The sequence below is a fragment of the Collinsella sp. AF05-9 genome, from assembly GCF_003465595.1.
Lineage (GTDB): Bacteria > Actinomycetota > Coriobacteriia > Coriobacteriales > Coriobacteriaceae > Collinsella.
Window position 1 is genome coordinate 1 of the sequence record NZ_QSBB01000040.1, and the last position, 14,687, is coordinate 14,687.

Consider the following 14,687-nt stretch of genomic DNA (forward strand, 5'->3'; position numbering starts at 1 on the left):
AGCCATAAAAAAGCCTCCCATTTCTTGTGTCCAAGAAATGGGAGGCAGTTCACTACTGGGGGTTCGTTTTGTGTCTACGTGACACATTATATCTTTTCTTAGCTATTGCCATTATAGCATATGCTCTCAGGCAAATCAAGTTTACGCAATTATTATATTTTTTATACGTATCACTCTATTTTCTAGTTGATTTGCAAGTTCATCCGAACGCTTTGGTTTTGCTCTCGAACTCAGCCGGACGCGTCCGGCTGAGTTCGAGAATTCCTTTCCGGAGGCGAGGGCCGAGGGCCCTCCCGAGAGAAAGGAGAGAGCATGAGGAAAAACGCATCCAAGCCGTACCGCAGGCTCGACAGGTCGGAGCGCGCGGCGATCGAGAGGGGCCTGGACAAGCGCAAGTCGTGCAGGCAGATCGCCCGGGAGCTGCGCCGGTCGCCGTCGACGGTCGCCGACGAGGTGGCGCGCAACCGCACGGTGTGCCGCGGTCCGAACAAGGGCGGCCGCGCCGCGGAGGCCCCCGACGACGCCTGCCCGAAGCTGCTGTCGTGGCCGCATTGCTGCAACGGGTGCAGGTTCCGCAGGTACCACTGCTCGAGAAGGTGGAGGTGCGAGTACTCGGCCGCCAGGGCGCAGGCGCTCGCCGACGCCGAGCTGCGCGAATCCAGGATGGGCGTCGACCGGGGCGAGGCGGAATTCGAGCGCGCCATGGAGCTGATCAGGTCCGACGTCGCGCGGGGGCTGTCGCCCGAGCAGATAGCGCTGGCCAGGGCGGCCGAGATCGGGGCGTCGGCGTCGACCATATACAGGTGGATAGGGCGCGGCTACGCGGGGATGAGCAGCCTCGAGCTGCGGCGCAGGTGCGGCTACAAGCCGCGCTCGCACGCCGAGCCGTCAAGGCAGACGTCGCACGGCGCGGCCCGCTCGTTCGCCGCGTTCATGGAGTTGCCGGGGGAAGAGCGCGCCGCCGCCTGCGAGATGGACACGGTGCTCGGCCTGAAGTCCGACCGCCGGTGCCTGCTCACATTGTACCTGAGGGCGTTCAAGTTCCAGATCGCGCTGCCCATGCCCGACAAGACGGCGGCGTCGACGGGATCGGCGCTCGACATGCTGGAGAAGGCGGCGCCGAAAGCGTTCCGAAGGCTGTTCTCCCTGCTCCTGACCGACAACGGCGCCGAGTTCGCCGACTGCGCGGGAATCGAGCGCTCCGCGCTCGACCCGTCCGCCAGGCGGTGCTCGGTCTACTACTGCGACGCGCGCCAGTCCCAGCAGAAGGGCGGCTGCGAGCGCAACCACGTCGAGCTGCGCAAGATACTGCCCAAGGGGCGCGGAATAAGCTTCGACGGGCTCGCCGGCAGGGACTGCGCCGTGCTGATGTCGCACCTGAACTCCGAGCCCAGGCCGTCTTTGGGCGGCATGTGCGCCATCGACATGCTGCTGGCGGCGCTCGGCGACGACGGCCGCGCGCTTCTCGACGCGCTGGGGGTCGAGAAGGTGCCCTACGGCGAGCTCGACATGTCCGTCGGGGCCATCGAGGCCGCACGCCGCGCGCGCGGCGAGGGGCCGCTGGCACCGTAGCGGCCGGCAGCGAAACCGAATAGGCAGGGCCCTCCAGCCCGTCCGGATAAGTCCGAAACCCGACCCGGGCGGGCCGGCGGAGCCATGCCCCGAACTCAGCCGAACATCTCGTTTTACCGCAATCCAAGCCGTATCGGCCCGGGAAAACGCAGGACGGGCGCTTGCGCGCCCGTCCTGTTAACTGCGAAAACCTCATTTGTGCCGCAAGTGTACGGCTAACAACGAAAATCAACCATAAAATCAGTATCAGAGAGGAGAAACTATTTTGAACCAGGAACAGACGAATAGAACCGCAAGCAGGACTGTTATATCTGCGGCAGCTACAAGAAGCGTACCCGTGACTGTACGGCACACTTTATCCGCACCGACCTTTTGACGGCGGACGTGCTTTCCAATCTCCGGCAAGTGACGGAATACGCCGCCAGGCATGAGAGCCGCTTTGTAAAGCTGCTCATCCAGCAGAACGAAATCGGCGGCAAGAGAAAGACCGCCGCAGCCACGAAGCAGCTTGAACAGGCCCAGACACGCATTGCCGAAGTGAACCGCATTATCAAGCGGCTGTATGAGGACAATGTAAGCGGCAAAATCAGCGACGAGCGTTTCATGGAGCTGTCGGCGGACTATGAGCAGGAGCAGCGGGAACTGAAAGACCGGGCTGCCGCTTTGCAGGAGGAACTTTCCAAGTCGCAGGCCGCCACCGTCAACGCCGAGAAATTCATGGGGATTGTGAGAAAGCACCTTGCTTTTGAAGAATTGACCCCCACCCTCTTGCGGGAAATGATTGAGAAAATCGTCGTGCATGAGTGCAGCTATGACGAGAACGGCACCCGCAGGCAGGACATTGAGATTTATTACAGCTTTGTCGGCAAGATAGACTTGCCGGAAGCCTAACGCCTGACCTATCCGACACAGCCCTAAGTGCCGGATAGGAACGGCAAAATTTTTTACACTTCTATTACTTCTTTATCGCACATTAGCAGATTCGCAAGGGTTATCAGGCGCTGAAGTAGTTTCGTCGGTTTCGGTCCATCGAAATAGCCCTTTCCGTCAAATAGAGATACGAGCTCCTTGGCGCCTTCCTGGCTGTGACCCACTTCTTTGTAAAACATGATTGAAGTTGGAGCCATTCCATCATATTTGAGCTCTGTTAGGAAACGCTTGATGCAAGGGACGCTGTCGCCGTTTGGGCCAAACCAAATGCGGTTATCCTGGAGTCTCTCGCGAAACGCGTTTCGCGAGAGCCTCCAGCAGCGTCCTGCTGGAGGCTCTACAACACGCCCCGAGGGCGTTGTGATTGGATAGTCGGAATCTGGGCTGTAAGTCTTTACACTGAGGTCGCTTGGCTTCCAAACGCCTCGAGGGTCGTTGTCTGGATTCTTGTAGCGGGCGTTTGCCTCGTCTGTTCTCGGCAGGCGTCCAATCACAAAGCGCTCAATGGATTTGGCGTATACGAGAACATAATCATGGCTATTTGAAACGTATTTGGCGTCATTCTTGGGCGAGTAAGCTCGTTCCCAGATTAGCTGAGAAACGAAATTTGCCTCTCCGAACACCTCGTCACAGAGGATGCGCAAATTGCGGTCTTCGTTATCGTCAATCGAAATGAAAATGACGCCATCGTCGGTTAGGAGCTCTCGAGCCAGTCTCAACCTAGGGTACATCATCGAGCACCAGTCGCTATGGTAGCGGCCACTTGTGTCGGCGTTGGACTGGCCGGCGAGTCCCGCCTGCTCCTTATAGTTATCGACAGAGTTGCCGAAATTGTCCTTGTAGACAAAGTCGTGACCCGTGTTGTAGGGTGGGTCGATGTAGATCATCTTGACCTTGCCGTGGTAGCCGCGCTGTAGGAGCTTCAGCACCTCGAGATTGTCGCCTTCGATATAAATGTTGTCCGAGTCGAAGGACCCATCCTCTCCATCGCGGCTGCGGCTTTTCTCGATACGGGGACGCAAAGTAGCAGTGCTGGACATCTGCGACTGGCGGATGGCATCGGCCTTGCCGGGCCACGTGAACGCATAGCGCTCCAGGCCCTCGTCTACCTCGTCGCCAAGCTCCAGCCGCAGTTTGTCGAAGTCGATTCCGCTCTCGGAGAACACTTCGGGCATCAGCTCCTTGAGCTTATTCAGGCGGTCGTCAATAAGACTCTCCGATTCAAGAGTCATCTTTTCTATCTCGCCCATGAGGTCTCCTCCTAGGAAAGTTGAGATTTGATTAGTTGAACTATGTAGGGCATGGCGGCAATAAAAACGTCGGTGCCCTTGCCGGCAAGCCAGCTCAGGAGTTTGTCAAGCTTGCTGCCCCGTTTGCTTTTATCTTTTGTGTTGAGATCGCCCATCATCCCTTTGAGCAGCGTCTTCTCGTCATCGGAAAGCGTTGTCTCTGGCAATTTGTCAATCTGTTCAAAGGTTGCCTCTAACGTGACCTGTACGTTGCTCGTGGCGGATGCCGTGAGGCTGACGCTAGCGCCCTGCGCTTCGGCGATTTTCAGCTTACGGAGCTCCTCATCACGGAAATGCTTCAGTTTGTCGATACGTAGTTGCGTCTGTTCATCGTTGAAATCATTGCGATTGGAAGACCCATAGGAATAGGAGGCTAGTCCGTCCGTGTAGGAGTCGTAGCCCCTCGCGTTTGCGTAGACGTAGTCGATTGAGTCGTATACGGCTTTGAGCTCGTCGTCTTTCACGCCCTCTTCAAGAGCTTGCTCCAGTCTCCTGATATGCTGCGTTATAGTTGCGCAGAATGCGGCACTGAACGCTTTGTCGTCTGAGTCTTCCCGCTTTAGGCGCAGCTTCTGGAGAATCATCCCTAGGTCGCTTTTCGAGTAGCGAAATGAGCTTGAGGAATTGATATATTTTAAAGCCTCGGGGTTAGTGTAGTCGAGGTCGAAGACCTGCATGATTTCACGGCAGAGCGCATCAACATCCTCATCTGCAGCATCACTCAAAAGGCGCGCCGCTCGCAAAATATACTCATCTAGAACGGCCATTGCAGATCTCCTTTATCTCATCGGCGACCGCCCTCAGGCGTCGCTCCTCTTCCTTCATTTCCATCCTCAGCTTCGCGGACTCGTTGAGCGTTATGTCCTTCGACCGCCGCTGCTCCTTCAGCCGCTTGACGGAGGCTCCCATCTCATCGTAGCGCGACGTGAGGGCGATCAGCTTTTCCCGGTCTCGAGCGGGGCATACGGGGTAGAACCCCAGGCCGCCAATCGCGCGGGACAGCGCTACGGTGCGCGACAGGTCGACCAGGTACTCCCAGAGGTCGCCCTGCGAGAGCCGCCCGAATGCCAGCGCGCCTAGGAAGTCCGCGTATTCTGAACGGCCAGGATCGAACGCGCCCGTCGACTCGACTCGGTCGACGACCGTCGCGCCCTGCTCGGCCTGGCTCCTCCGCGTGAGGGCGACCGATATGCACGCGCAGCCGCCCGCCTCGACCAGGAGCACCGTCGGGTTCGGGAAGCACTTGTGCACGAGCTCCGCCACCTCGGCCACCGCCATGGTCCCGGCTGTCATCTCGCAACGGAGGAAGACGACGCTCTGCACGTTGCGCTCGTCGTCCTCGTACGGCGGGATGCGCGTCGTGGACTTCTGGACCGTGGCGAAGTGCTCGAGGCGCGCGACCTTGTCGAGCCTCTTCTGCTCGGTCTTGGTGAGCATGGCCTGCTTGACGAGCACCGTCTTGGGAATGCGGCGGCATCCCGCGAGCGCCGCTTCGGGCAGGCGCAGGATTCCGTTCCAGTCGATGCCGCTCATCGCAGCACCGCGAAACATACCAACGAGTAGTCGTTGAAGCCCATGACGGTGCCGCTGCCGACCTCTCCCAGGCTGAACAGGCTCTCGATGCCTTTGTCCTGCTGCGTTCCGGTGATGGCCGCAACGACATCGTCAAGCAGGTCGGTGTAGGCGTCCATCCTCGTCCCGTCGCGGGTCTCGCGGTTGAACTCGCGGCACAGCTTAGCGATGGGCTCGGGATGCCCAGAGCAGACGGCGCGCATGATGTCGAGCGCCGGCTTGGGCTGGGTGTGCTTCGTCATGACCTCGCCGTCGGCCGACACGTACACCACGTAGTACGGGAAGACAGGGTTCGTGTCCCTGGGATCGTTGCCCTCGTCGTTCTGCTTGAGGCAGAAGACCACGCCTGGCTTCACGTCGCTGCGAAGCTCGTCGGGGATGGGGGCCACGGCGTGCAGTCCCGCCGGCGAGTTCTCCAACGCGCCGGGATGCTCCTTGGCGTAGCGCTGGAGCTCCACGCGGAAGTCGTCGAAGGCGAAATCCGTGATCGAGATGCCGCCCGAGATGTCCTCGAGGTCGAGCACCTCGCTCTTGAGCTGCTGGAGCTGCCGGCGACGGTACTTGAGGTCGTTCATCTCTCCATTGCCCTTGGCCTCCAGCACGTTCTCCTCGCCGGTTGCCGACGCGTCGAGCAGCGCCATGCGCCCCTTCACGCGGCCCTCGAGCTGGATGTACTCGTCGAGCGCGATGTCCGGCCAGAAGTTGACCAGCTGGATCTGGGAGTTCTTCGATCCCAGGCGGTCGATGCGGCCGAAGCGCTGGATGATACGCACGGGGTTCCAGTGGATGTCGTAGTTCACCAGGCAGTCGCAGTCCTGCAGGTTCTGGCCCTCGGAGATGCAGTCCGTCGCGAAGACGACGTCGATCTCGCCGAGCTCCCGCTGGCTCTCCGGCAGCTCCTTTGAGACGGGAGAGAACCTCGCGAGGATGTTCTCGAAGGTGGTCCTGGGAAGCTTCAGCGAGTAGGTCCGGTTGGAGCTGCCCGCCACCTCGGCGCACTCGATTCCGAGCTCGCGCTTCAGCCAGGGCGCCAGCTGCTCGAAAAGGTACGCCGTCGTGTCGGCGAACGCGCTGAACACCAGCACCTTGCGGTTGCCGGGGTTGTACGGCTCGCTGACCTTGCCCGCGATGAAGTCGCGCAGCTTCACGAGCTTGGCGTCGCGCTCGGGCGTCACCGCGTCGGCATAGGTTAGCAGGGCCCGGAGCACCTGGATGTCGAAGTCGAGGTCCTGGCCCAGGCGCAGGGCGTCGACGTCTCGCAGGTCGACTCGCACCTTGCCGCCGGCCTCGAACTCCTCGGCATCGTCGTCGTCGAACCCGTCCTCGAGGCCCTCGGTGCCGTAGGCGACCCCCGACGCGTCGGCGTCGAGCCTCGCGCGCAGGTCGACGCAGCCGTCGAGGATTCGTCGCAGCGTGATGCGGAAGCTGTTCACGGAGGACTCCATGCGCTTGAGGACGTTGACGCGCATGAGGTTGGCCACCGCCGTCGTGCGGTGGACCTGGCTCTCGAAGTCCTTGCCCCACGTGTCCCCGTAGCGGTCCTCGTACTTGCGGCGCTGGTCGGCGCGCACGTAGGAGAGCACCTGGTACTGGGCGAACGTGAGCTGGGCGATCATGTCGTTGAGCACGGCAATCGGCGGCAGCTCGCCTTCTAGGTCAATGGGCGTCTGAAACGACAGGGGCGGCCGGCGCGCCGGGAAGGTACCGCTCGCGGCGCCGTAGTACTTCGTGATGTGCTTGCGGCTGCGCGCGATGGTCAGCACGTCGAGCAGCTTGAAGTAGTCGGCGTTCACCGCGTTCACGAAGCTCTCGGTCGTGCGCTCGGAGTCGGAGAGCTTGCTCCACTCGTTGAACCTCTGCTGGGCGACGCGCGTCACGTGGGTGATCGACGGGATGCCATCGGTATCGGCGAGGTACGCGTCGTCTCCCTCGGTGATGAGCTCGATCTGGTTTCGCAGGTCGAGCAGGCGGTTGTTCACCGGGGTGGCAGAGAGCATGAGCACCTTCGTGCGCTGGCCCGACTTGATGACGTCCTCGATGAGGCGCGTGTAGCGGTCGGTCTTGTCCGCGTCGGTGCTCTTGTTCCTGAAGTTGTGGCTCTCGTCGATGACGAGGAGGTCGAAGTGGCCCCAGCGCAGGTGCTCGAGGTCCACCTCGCCGCTCATGCCGTGGTAGCGCGACAGGTCGGTGTGGTTGAGCACCGTGTAGCTGAAGCGGTCGTCGGCCAGCGGGTTGCGGTCGTCGTTGTCCTGCGTCCACAGGGTCCAGTTGTCCCGCAGGCGCTTCGGGCACAGCACGAGGATGCGGTCGTTGCGCTCCTGGTAGTACTTCATGACGGCGAGCGCCTCGTAGGTCTTGCCCAGGCCCACCGAGTCGGCGATGATGCAGCCCTTGTACTTCTCCAGCTTGCGGATGGCGCCCACGACGGCGTCCTTCTGGAAGTCGTAGAGCTTGCTCCAGACCACGGACTCCTCGAACTTGAGGCCGGGGCGGATGCCGTTGTCCTCGTCGTCCTCCATGAAGTCGCGGAACAGGTGGTACAGGGTCAGGAAATAGATGAACTCGGGCGGGTTCTCGCGGTAGAGCGTCTCGACCTGGGCGGCCACCTGCGCGGTGACCTCCTCGACCATGGCAGGGTTGTCCCAGACCGACTCGAACATCATCTTGAGGCCGACGGCCTCGGTCGCGTTCTCGAAATGGCTCACGCAGGTCACGGTTCCCGGACGGCGCTCGTAGCCGAGGCCCTCCTGCGTGAAGTTCGCGGCGGCGCCCATGAAGGCGTGGTCGTCGCCGGATGGGTTCTCCACCACGTAGGTGCCGCCCGGCTGAATGGCGCCGGACGTCTTGGCGGACTTGAAGACGCCCTTCTCGCGGATCCACTCGGCGCATTCGCGGGCGAGCGCGCGTTGGTTTAGGTTGTTGCGCAGCGTGAGCTCGAGCCCCGAGCCGCCGACGCCGACCTCGCGCGCGCGGCGGGCTACCTCGAACTCGCGCGGCTCCTTCGAGTCGGCCATGCGCTTGATGAAGGTGGGCTCGCTGAACAGGAAGCGCACCTCGTCGACCTTGGAGAGCTCCTCTTTGAGCTCCCCGTAGGCGAACACGGTGAAATACGAGCTGATTATCGACAACTTCGCGCCGTCGTCGATGGATTCGCCGAGGGCGTCTCCCAGGCGCTCCGCGCCGACGTTGCTTAGCGACTTCACGCCTCTATGCCCCCTTTTTCGCGAGCTCTTCGATCATGCAGGTGCGCACGAAGGCGGAGAAGCTCATGCCCCGCAGGGCCGCCTCCTCCTTCGCCGCGTCGCGCAGGGTGTCGGGGATGCGCAGGGTCACGGAGACCTGGTCGCCGTCCACCAGGAAGCTTCTGATCTCGGTCTCGTCGGGATTGCTCTTGATGAGCTCCTTGTAGCTGTCGGGCATCTGCGCTCCCATCGCTCGAAATGCAATACAAATGCGTTTGCAGCATTATAACGCGACGGCACGCGGCGGCACTGGGAATGCGAGGACAGCCGATGTCCAGGCTTTATATGAGCGCGGACGGCGATGGACGCCCTGATCGGGCTTGGATGGCCGCTTTCGTTCGGGTCCTCATCTCTCGTTTTCGCGAGGTTTGGCGTTTGCCCATTCCTCGGCGTAGAGAACCTCGTTCTGAGCCTCCAAGATTCGCGCGGCGTCGCCGATGCGCTCGGCGCACCTCTCACTTATCGACTTCAGGGCCAGAATCCCCTCGACGTCGAGCGGGTCCAGCTGGTCGGCATGCGCCAGGGACTCGAGCAGCTGGTCCAGGCCCCTCGCCAGCCTCCCGGCATCGCACACGGCATCGATGAGCTCGATGCGCTCCAACTTCTCTTCGTGGCTCAACATCAGCTCGCCTCCTTCTCTCAACGGACGTGTCGCGCAGCACCGTAGCCGTTCCATGCGGAGAACCATCTCGCCGCCCGCGGTCCCGTGCGCATATCGGCCGCAAGCGGCACGGGAAAGCCGTCCGTCCCGACTCATGCCGCGGCGCCGCGACTCGGGAACCCGCCTCCGTCCCCGCCACGACGTCGTCGTCAATCCCCGCGGGAGCCCAGCAACCGCCGATGGGCCGCATCCCATGCCCGGAGGGTCTCGGCGCCCACGCCGGATTCCATGCCGCACGCCTGCGCCCCTTTGATCCGAATACCCGCCCCGGCGCTCCTTGGACGCGCAGGGTCGCACGCCGGCAGGCGGCCAGCAAGGGCCGCGACACTTTTTCGGGTTCTTCGCCCCATGCGCTCCGCGCGCGAACAACGCGAAAAACTGCCGTCGGGAGACTTCTATTTCCATGCCCGACTTCGCTTCCTCCCTTGCAGGCACGCCCGCGCTGCATGCGACTCACGCGGCGCAAGGCACGCCACAGGGGCGGGCCTCAGAGTCTAAGGAGCAAGACATGAACGACATGAAGGAAAAGGCGATGGGCGCGGTCAAGGCCTTCCTCGAGCGCAAGGGCTACGAGATCGTCGACGAGGCCTGGCAGGGACCCGAGGGCATCGGCGGGATCGACCTCGTGGCGGTGGACGAGGACGGGACCCTGGTCTTCGTCGACGCCACGGTCCGGATCGGGACGGACGGCTTCCCCGAGGCCCACAGGGCGCGCGGGCTGCGCGAGGCGCTGGCGGCGAGGTGGCTCGCCGGCAACGGCGACGACTACGCCGACACCCCGGTCCGCTTCGACGAGGTGGCGATGATGGTCGTCAAGGAGAACCGCGCACTCCTTCGCCACCACATCAACTGCTTCGGCGAGATGGAGCCGCTCTCCTAGGCGGCGCGCCCGGCCCCGGGCTCCCGGGGCCGGGCTTTCCCCCGAAACCGGCCCCTGTACCACGAAAACGTACATATACGTACGTTTTCGTGGTACACTCCGCTTGTCGGACAAATCCGTACGGTTTTGTCCCGACGCTCCGAGACTCGGGGCGCGCCGGACCGGATGCGGCGAGGCGCGCCCCACGCTAGAGAGGACGCGACCCATGCGCACGATAGCCATTTCCAACTACAAGGGCGGCGTCGGCAAGACGACGACCGCCGTCAACCTGGCGGCCATCTTCGCCGCCAGGGGCCTTCGGACCCTGCTCGTCGACCTCGACCCGCAGGCGTCTGCCACCGACTTCTTCGGCCTCTACGACCGCGCCGCCTCCGAGCGCCGCACCTCGGTCGAGCTGCTCTACGGCGGCGCGCCCGTGGAAGAGGTCGCTTACGCCGCCGGGGAGGGCCTCGACGTGGTGGCCTCGACCATCGACCTCGTCGACCAGAACGAGATGCTCCTGCGCGAGCAGCGCCTCAAGTTCGCCCTCGACGACGCCTCGGGCTCCTACGACGTCTGCCTCATCGACTGCAGCCCCGTGATGCGCAGGCTCGCCTTCAACGCCTACCTCGCCGCAACGGAGGGCGGCATGGTCGTCATCCCCGTGAAGCTCGACTCCACCGTGATGCGCGGCACGGCGCTCACCGTGGAGGCGACGCGCTCCATCGCGGACGCTCTGCGCATGCCCACGCCCAGATGGAAGATACTGCGCACCTGCGTGCCCGGCCGCATGACCAACGCCGAGGCCACGGGCGCGGCCGTGCTCGACGGGTTCTTCCCGGGCGAGCAGTTCGAGACGGTCATCCACGCGAGCAGCAAGGTCTGCGAGGGCAGCTGGCAATGGAAGCCGGTGGCGGCCTTCGAGCCGGGGAGCCGCCCCGCACGCGACTACGAAGCTCTCGCCGACGAGGTGTCCCGTGAGCTCGCCTAGCCAGGTGGCCGCGGGCTTCACCATCACGGGGCTTCTCGACGGCGCGTCGCGCACCCGCGGGCGCTACCCGGTGTCCGAGATAGCGGTGGCCGACATCGCCGACCACCCGGCGAACGCCGCCTACTCCATGGACCCAACGGGGATAGCCGAGCTCGCCGAGTCCATACGCGAGGACGGCCTCACCGACCTGCCGCTCGTGCGCAAGGTCGGCGACGGCTCGTGGCAGATGGTCTCCGGGCACCGGCGCAAGGCCGCCTACGCGCTGCTCGCCAAGGACGACCCCGCCTACGAGAAGATGCCCTGCCGCGTGATAGAGGGCATCGACGACGAGCGGGCGGTGACGCTGCTCCACGCCGCGAACTACTTCACCCGCGCGCTCACCGTGACCGAGCGCGCCGCAGCGACCGAGGCGCTCAGGGGCGACGCCGTGCGCCTGCGCTCCGAGGACCCGTCGCTTTCCGGCATGCGCGTCGACGACGTGAAGGCCGCCATCATCGAGCGGCAGACGGGCCGCAAGGTCTCCGGCAAGACCATCGCGCGCGAGGAGAGGCTTGCCCGCCGCATCGCCGAGGACCTCTCGCCCGAGTGGGCCGCCGAGGCCGACCGCGGCAACCTCAGCGCCGAGGCGGTGCGCACGCTCGCGGGCATGCCGAAGGAGCGCCAGGCGGAGATGCACGCCGCGATGGAGCCCTGGCGGCGCACCAAGCGCGAGCTCTCCGACTACGTGAGGAGCGAGGGCAAGACGCAGGCAGGCCCCGACGGCCGCATCGCGAAGGCCGCGAGGCTCGTCGCCGACTTCCTGGAGAGCCCGCCCGAGAGCCCGAGCCCGGCCGACCTCTCGCTGCTGCGGGAGATGGCGCTCATGACCGCGCCCTACACGGATGCGGGCACCGATGCCCGAAAGCGCCGCAGAAGGGCCTCAGGCCCGAAATCCAGCAAGTAGCCTATGGCGTCCGACATCGCGTCGGGCGTCCATAGCACTTGGGGACCGGGCGGCCTCGGACCCGTCATGCCGCGGGCCGTTCGGGAGCCCGCTTTCGCGAGGCCCGGTCCCAGAGGCGGCGCCCGAGCCGGGCCGCCGCCTGCGGGGGATCCCCCGCACCCCTAGAGAGACGCGCCCGCCGCGCGGCGGGCCCGAGGAAAGGAATCCGCCATGGAAGAGGAAGCCGGCGCCGCCAAAGGCAAGGAGCGCCGCGTCACGTTCCGCATGGAGGGAGGCGACTACGACGCGCTCTGCGAGCGGTGCGAGCGTGCCGGCCTCAGCAAGTCGGAGTACCTGCGCTACCTCGTTCGCATACCGCTGTCGACGGAGGCCAACGCGGGAGACGAGCACCGCATACTCGTGGACCGCAGAGCCCTGTGGGCGATGTCGCGAGAGCTCACGAAGTGGGGCTACCACTACAACCAGGCCGTGCACGCGATGAACCTCATCAACTTCCACGCCCGCCACGGGCACGTCGACCGCGACCTCGTCGCGGATAGCATCCCGACGATCGAGCGCGAGCTCGCCGACGTGAACGCCGCGGCCCGAGAGATGGCGGCGGAGCTCGGTCGCATCGGCGCCGACTCGCTCGTGGAGGGCTCGCCATGCCGATCCTGAAGCCGATAAGCGGCCACGGCTCGACGGGCGGCATCCGCCGCTACCTCGAGAAGGGAGGCCGCGCCCTGGCGCGCGACCTGTTCAACCTGAGCTACGACGAGCGCGACGCCGGCGCGCTGGGGGAAGACGCCAAGGAGGCCTGCGCCTGGGACGCCGAGATGGACGCCACGCGCGCCGCGTTCGGCACGGACGCACCCTGGAGGGGCAAGCCCGCGCGCACGTTCAAGCACTTCGTGCTCTCGCCGGACCCCGGCGACGACATCGACCTGGCGACGCTGCGCGAGCTCGCGTGCTCGTGGGCGCTCAGGCACTTCGACGACCACGAGATCGCCATCGTCTACCACGACGACAACGCCCGCGGCATACCGCACGCGCACATCGTCGCGAACAACGCCAACCTCCGCACCGGCTACCGCATGCAGACCCAGCACCCCGAGGACCTCAACCGAGACCTGCAGGACATGGCGCGCGAGCGCGGGCTGTCGGGGCTCTCCAACGACCGGGCGCCCGAATCTCCGTCGAAGGCGCGCGGGCGGGCAGGTGCGGGCGGGCCCAGGAGCCGCAGGAGCGTCTACCTGGGCCGGGCCGAGAAGGAGATCATGCGCTCGGGCGGCTACTCGTGGGTCGGCGACATCCGCGCCCGCGTCGCGCTCGCCAAGACCACGGCGCGCGACGAGGCGGAGTTCTTCGGCATCCTCGACGCCCTGGGCGTGCACGTCGCCGACAACTCGGCCAAGGCGCGGCGGGACGACTGGGTGTTCAGCCTGGCGGAGGAACCGTCCAAGAAGGTAACCGGCGAGCGCCTGGGGTTCGTCTACGGCAAGGAGATGCTGCGCCGGCGCTTCGAGCGCGAAGGCGCCTACCGCCCCACGGACGCGAGCGCCGCGCGGATCCGCGAGGCCGCCGAGCGAGCCCTCGAGCTCAACGACCTCTCGGAGCTGAGCAGGCTCTCCTCGGCGCTCGAGACGTGCGCGAAGTTCGACGTCGAGTCCATCGAGGAGTTCGGGCTCAGGATGGCGACGCTCGAGCGGCGCGGCCAGGCGGGCGGCGAGGGATACCGTCGCCTCGAGGCCGCCCGCGCCTACATGGCCGAGAACGGGCTCATGCCGCTCAAGACCCGCTACGGGGACGGTGAAGGGCGCGACGATGCCAGCGGCAATTCGCGCCAGTGCCACCGAGCGGACGAGCAACAGCGCATCCTCGCCGCCGAGCGGCAGCGGGCCCAGCAGGACCAGCGCAGGGAGAGGGGCCGGAGATGATGGTGAGGATAGAGTACGAGGGCGGCAGGACGACGCTGTTCGACACGCTCTCGTTCACGGAGGGGTCGCCGTTCTCCGGCGCGAACATGCTCACGGAGTTCGAGCTCGAGATGCGGGAGGAGCCCGAGAAGGGGCTCTGGCTCACGGCGAACTGGCACCAGGTGCGCGACGACTGGCGCGCCGACGCGCCCGCGGACGGGATACCGGCCGCGCGCAGGTCCCGTGGCTGGCGCTTCATGCTGGCCTCGGAGGCCGAGCTGGGGCGAGCCCGCCGCGTCCTGCTCGACGGCGACGAGGCGTTCGCCCGGGTGCGGGGCTTCCTGTGCGACGCGGCCGCGATCGGCGCCTGCTACCGCGAGCACGTGGGCCCTCCCTCAAAACCGCTGAAATCGCAGATAAGGGACCTGCAGCGCGCTCTGGGGAGGGCAGAGGTCCCGGGCGTGCCCGACGAGCTGGCGAGGCTGCTCGCGCAAGAGAAGGAGGAGGGCGCCGACGAGGGCGCCCGCAAGGTCAAGGAAGATTGGGGTGACGTCGATGAAGAGGCTTGGTAGGTTCCTCATGGCGGCGCTTAAGGTCACGCTGGGCTTTTTCGTCTGGCTGTTCCGTGCCGTGTTCAAGTGGGTGATGTGAGAAGAGGCGGGCAATTGCCCGCCTCTTTCCGTTAAAGGCTTTAGCCTGTGCGGGGCGCGCAGCGCGCCGCATCAGAAACCAC

13 protein-coding genes and 1 pseudogene are annotated in these 14,687 nt (G+C 64.7%); 8 read left to right on the plus strand and 6 right to left on the minus strand.

Going from position 1 to position 14,687, the window contains the following annotated elements; translation table 11 throughout:
• The first annotated feature begins 312 nt into the window (after positions 1–312).
• Together DWV43_RS08965 and DWV43_RS08970 are read left to right on the plus strand one after the other, a co-directional pair.
• The gene (locus DWV43_RS08965; RefSeq protein ID WP_117818188.1) at positions 313–1,572 is read left to right on the plus strand and encodes an IS30 family transposase; all 1,260 of its coding nucleotides are present in this window, start codon (positions 313–315) and stop codon (positions 1,570–1,572) included.
• Between the two features lie 291 nt (positions 1,573–1,863).
• Positions 1,864–2,463 (plus strand): annotated as a pseudogene (locus DWV43_RS08970) (DUF4368 domain-containing protein); the annotation flags it as partial.
• Positions 2,464–2,516: 53 nt separating this feature from the next.
• Here DWV43_RS08970 and DWV43_RS08975 read toward each other — a convergent pair.
• From DWV43_RS08975 to DWV43_RS09000, 6 genes are all read right to left on the minus strand, one after another.
• On the minus strand, positions 2,517–3,752 hold the full coding sequence (locus tag DWV43_RS08975) for a site-specific DNA-methyltransferase (protein WP_197702168.1): 1,236 nt from the start codon (positions 3,750–3,752) through the stop codon (positions 2,517–2,519).
• 11 nt (positions 3,753–3,763) lie between these two features.
• Positions 3,764–4,558, minus strand: a complete 795-nt coding sequence (locus tag DWV43_RS08980) for a hypothetical protein (protein WP_117818190.1) — start codon at positions 4,556–4,558, stop codon at positions 3,764–3,766.
• Complete coding sequence (locus DWV43_RS08985) at positions 4,542–5,324, minus strand: DUF4391 domain-containing protein (protein ID WP_033499419.1); 783 nt, start codon at positions 5,322–5,324, stop codon at positions 4,542–4,544. The genes DWV43_RS08980 and DWV43_RS08985 overlap by 17 nt, the downstream gene beginning before the upstream one ends.
• Positions 5,321–8,566, minus strand: coding sequence for a helicase-related protein (locus DWV43_RS08990; RefSeq protein WP_033499418.1), 3,246 nt, complete (start codon positions 8,564–8,566; stop codon positions 5,321–5,323). The genes DWV43_RS08985 and DWV43_RS08990 overlap by 4 nt, the downstream gene beginning before the upstream one ends.
• 4 nt (positions 8,567–8,570) lie before the next feature.
• Positions 8,571–8,783, minus strand: a complete 213-nt coding sequence (locus DWV43_RS08995) for a YlcI/YnfO family protein (protein WP_227561562.1) — start codon at positions 8,781–8,783, stop codon at positions 8,571–8,573.
• A gap of 168 nt (positions 8,784–8,951) precedes the next feature.
• The gene (locus tag DWV43_RS09000; protein WP_052118776.1) at positions 8,952–9,227 is read right to left on the minus strand and encodes a hypothetical protein; all 276 of its coding nucleotides are present in this window, start codon (positions 9,225–9,227) and stop codon (positions 8,952–8,954) included.
• 547 nt (positions 9,228–9,774) lie between these two features.
• Here DWV43_RS09000 and DWV43_RS09005 point away from each other — a divergent pair.
• From DWV43_RS09005 to DWV43_RS09030, 6 genes are all read left to right on the plus strand, one after another.
• Positions 9,775–10,146, plus strand: coding sequence for a YraN family protein (locus DWV43_RS09005; RefSeq protein WP_096227021.1), 372 nt, complete (start codon positions 9,775–9,777; stop codon positions 10,144–10,146).
• 205 nt (positions 10,147–10,351) lie between these two features.
• Positions 10,352–11,116: a ParA family protein gene (locus DWV43_RS09010; protein ID WP_033499416.1), complete on the plus strand. Its 765-nt coding sequence runs from the start codon at positions 10,352–10,354 to the stop codon at positions 11,114–11,116.
• Positions 11,103–12,059 (plus strand): ParB/RepB/Spo0J family partition protein, encoded by a 957-nt coding sequence (locus DWV43_RS09015; RefSeq protein WP_096227022.1) that lies wholly within the window; start codon positions 11,103–11,105, stop codon positions 12,057–12,059. The genes DWV43_RS09010 and DWV43_RS09015 overlap by 14 nt, the downstream gene beginning before the upstream one ends.
• A gap of 210 nt (positions 12,060–12,269) precedes the next feature.
• The gene (locus DWV43_RS09020; RefSeq protein ID WP_015540324.1) at positions 12,270–12,716 is read left to right on the plus strand and encodes a CopG family transcriptional regulator; all 447 of its coding nucleotides are present in this window, start codon (positions 12,270–12,272) and stop codon (positions 12,714–12,716) included.
• Positions 12,704–13,975: a relaxase/mobilization nuclease domain-containing protein gene (locus tag DWV43_RS09025; RefSeq protein WP_117818192.1), complete on the plus strand. Its 1,272-nt coding sequence runs from the start codon at positions 12,704–12,706 to the stop codon at positions 13,973–13,975. Before DWV43_RS09020 ends, DWV43_RS09025 begins: the two co-directional genes overlap by 13 nt.
• Entirely contained in the window at positions 13,972–14,526 is a 555-nt protein-coding gene (locus DWV43_RS09030) for a hypothetical protein (RefSeq protein ID WP_073293304.1), read from the plus strand. The genes DWV43_RS09025 and DWV43_RS09030 overlap by 4 nt, the downstream gene beginning before the upstream one ends.
• Positions 14,527–14,687: the final 161 nt, after the last annotated feature.

Excerpts from the sequence above, each read along its gene's own strand:
- DWV43_RS08965 (WP_117818188.1), top strand. The coding sequence starts at position 313 with ATGAGGAAAAACGCATCCAAGCCGTACCGCAGGCTCGACAGGTCGGAG.
- DWV43_RS08975 (WP_197702168.1), bottom strand. The coding sequence starts at position 3,752 with ATGGGCGAGATAGAAAAGATGACTCTTGAATCGGAGAGTCTTATTGAC.
- DWV43_RS08980 (WP_117818190.1), bottom strand. The coding sequence starts at position 4,558 with ATGGCCGTTCTAGATGAGTATATTTTGCGAGCGGCGCGCCTTTTGAGT.
- DWV43_RS08985 (WP_033499419.1), bottom strand. The coding sequence starts at position 5,324 with ATGAGCGGCATCGACTGGAACGGAATCCTGCGCCTGCCCGAAGCGGCG.
- DWV43_RS08995 (WP_227561562.1), bottom strand. The coding sequence starts at position 8,783 with ATGCCCGACAGCTACAAGGAGCTCATCAAGAGCAATCCCGACGAGACC.
- DWV43_RS09000 (WP_052118776.1), bottom strand. The coding sequence starts at position 9,227 with ATGTTGAGCCACGAAGAGAAGTTGGAGCGCATCGAGCTCATCGATGCC.
- DWV43_RS09005 (WP_096227021.1), top strand. The coding sequence starts at position 9,775 with ATGAACGACATGAAGGAAAAGGCGATGGGCGCGGTCAAGGCCTTCCTC.
- DWV43_RS09010 (WP_033499416.1), top strand. The coding sequence starts at position 10,352 with ATGCGCACGATAGCCATTTCCAACTACAAGGGCGGCGTCGGCAAGACG.
- DWV43_RS09020 (WP_015540324.1), top strand. The coding sequence starts at position 12,270 with ATGGAAGAGGAAGCCGGCGCCGCCAAAGGCAAGGAGCGCCGCGTCACG.
- DWV43_RS09025 (WP_117818192.1), top strand. The coding sequence starts at position 12,704 with ATGCCGATCCTGAAGCCGATAAGCGGCCACGGCTCGACGGGCGGCATC.
- DWV43_RS09030 (WP_073293304.1), top strand. The coding sequence starts at position 13,972 with ATGATGGTGAGGATAGAGTACGAGGGCGGCAGGACGACGCTGTTCGAC.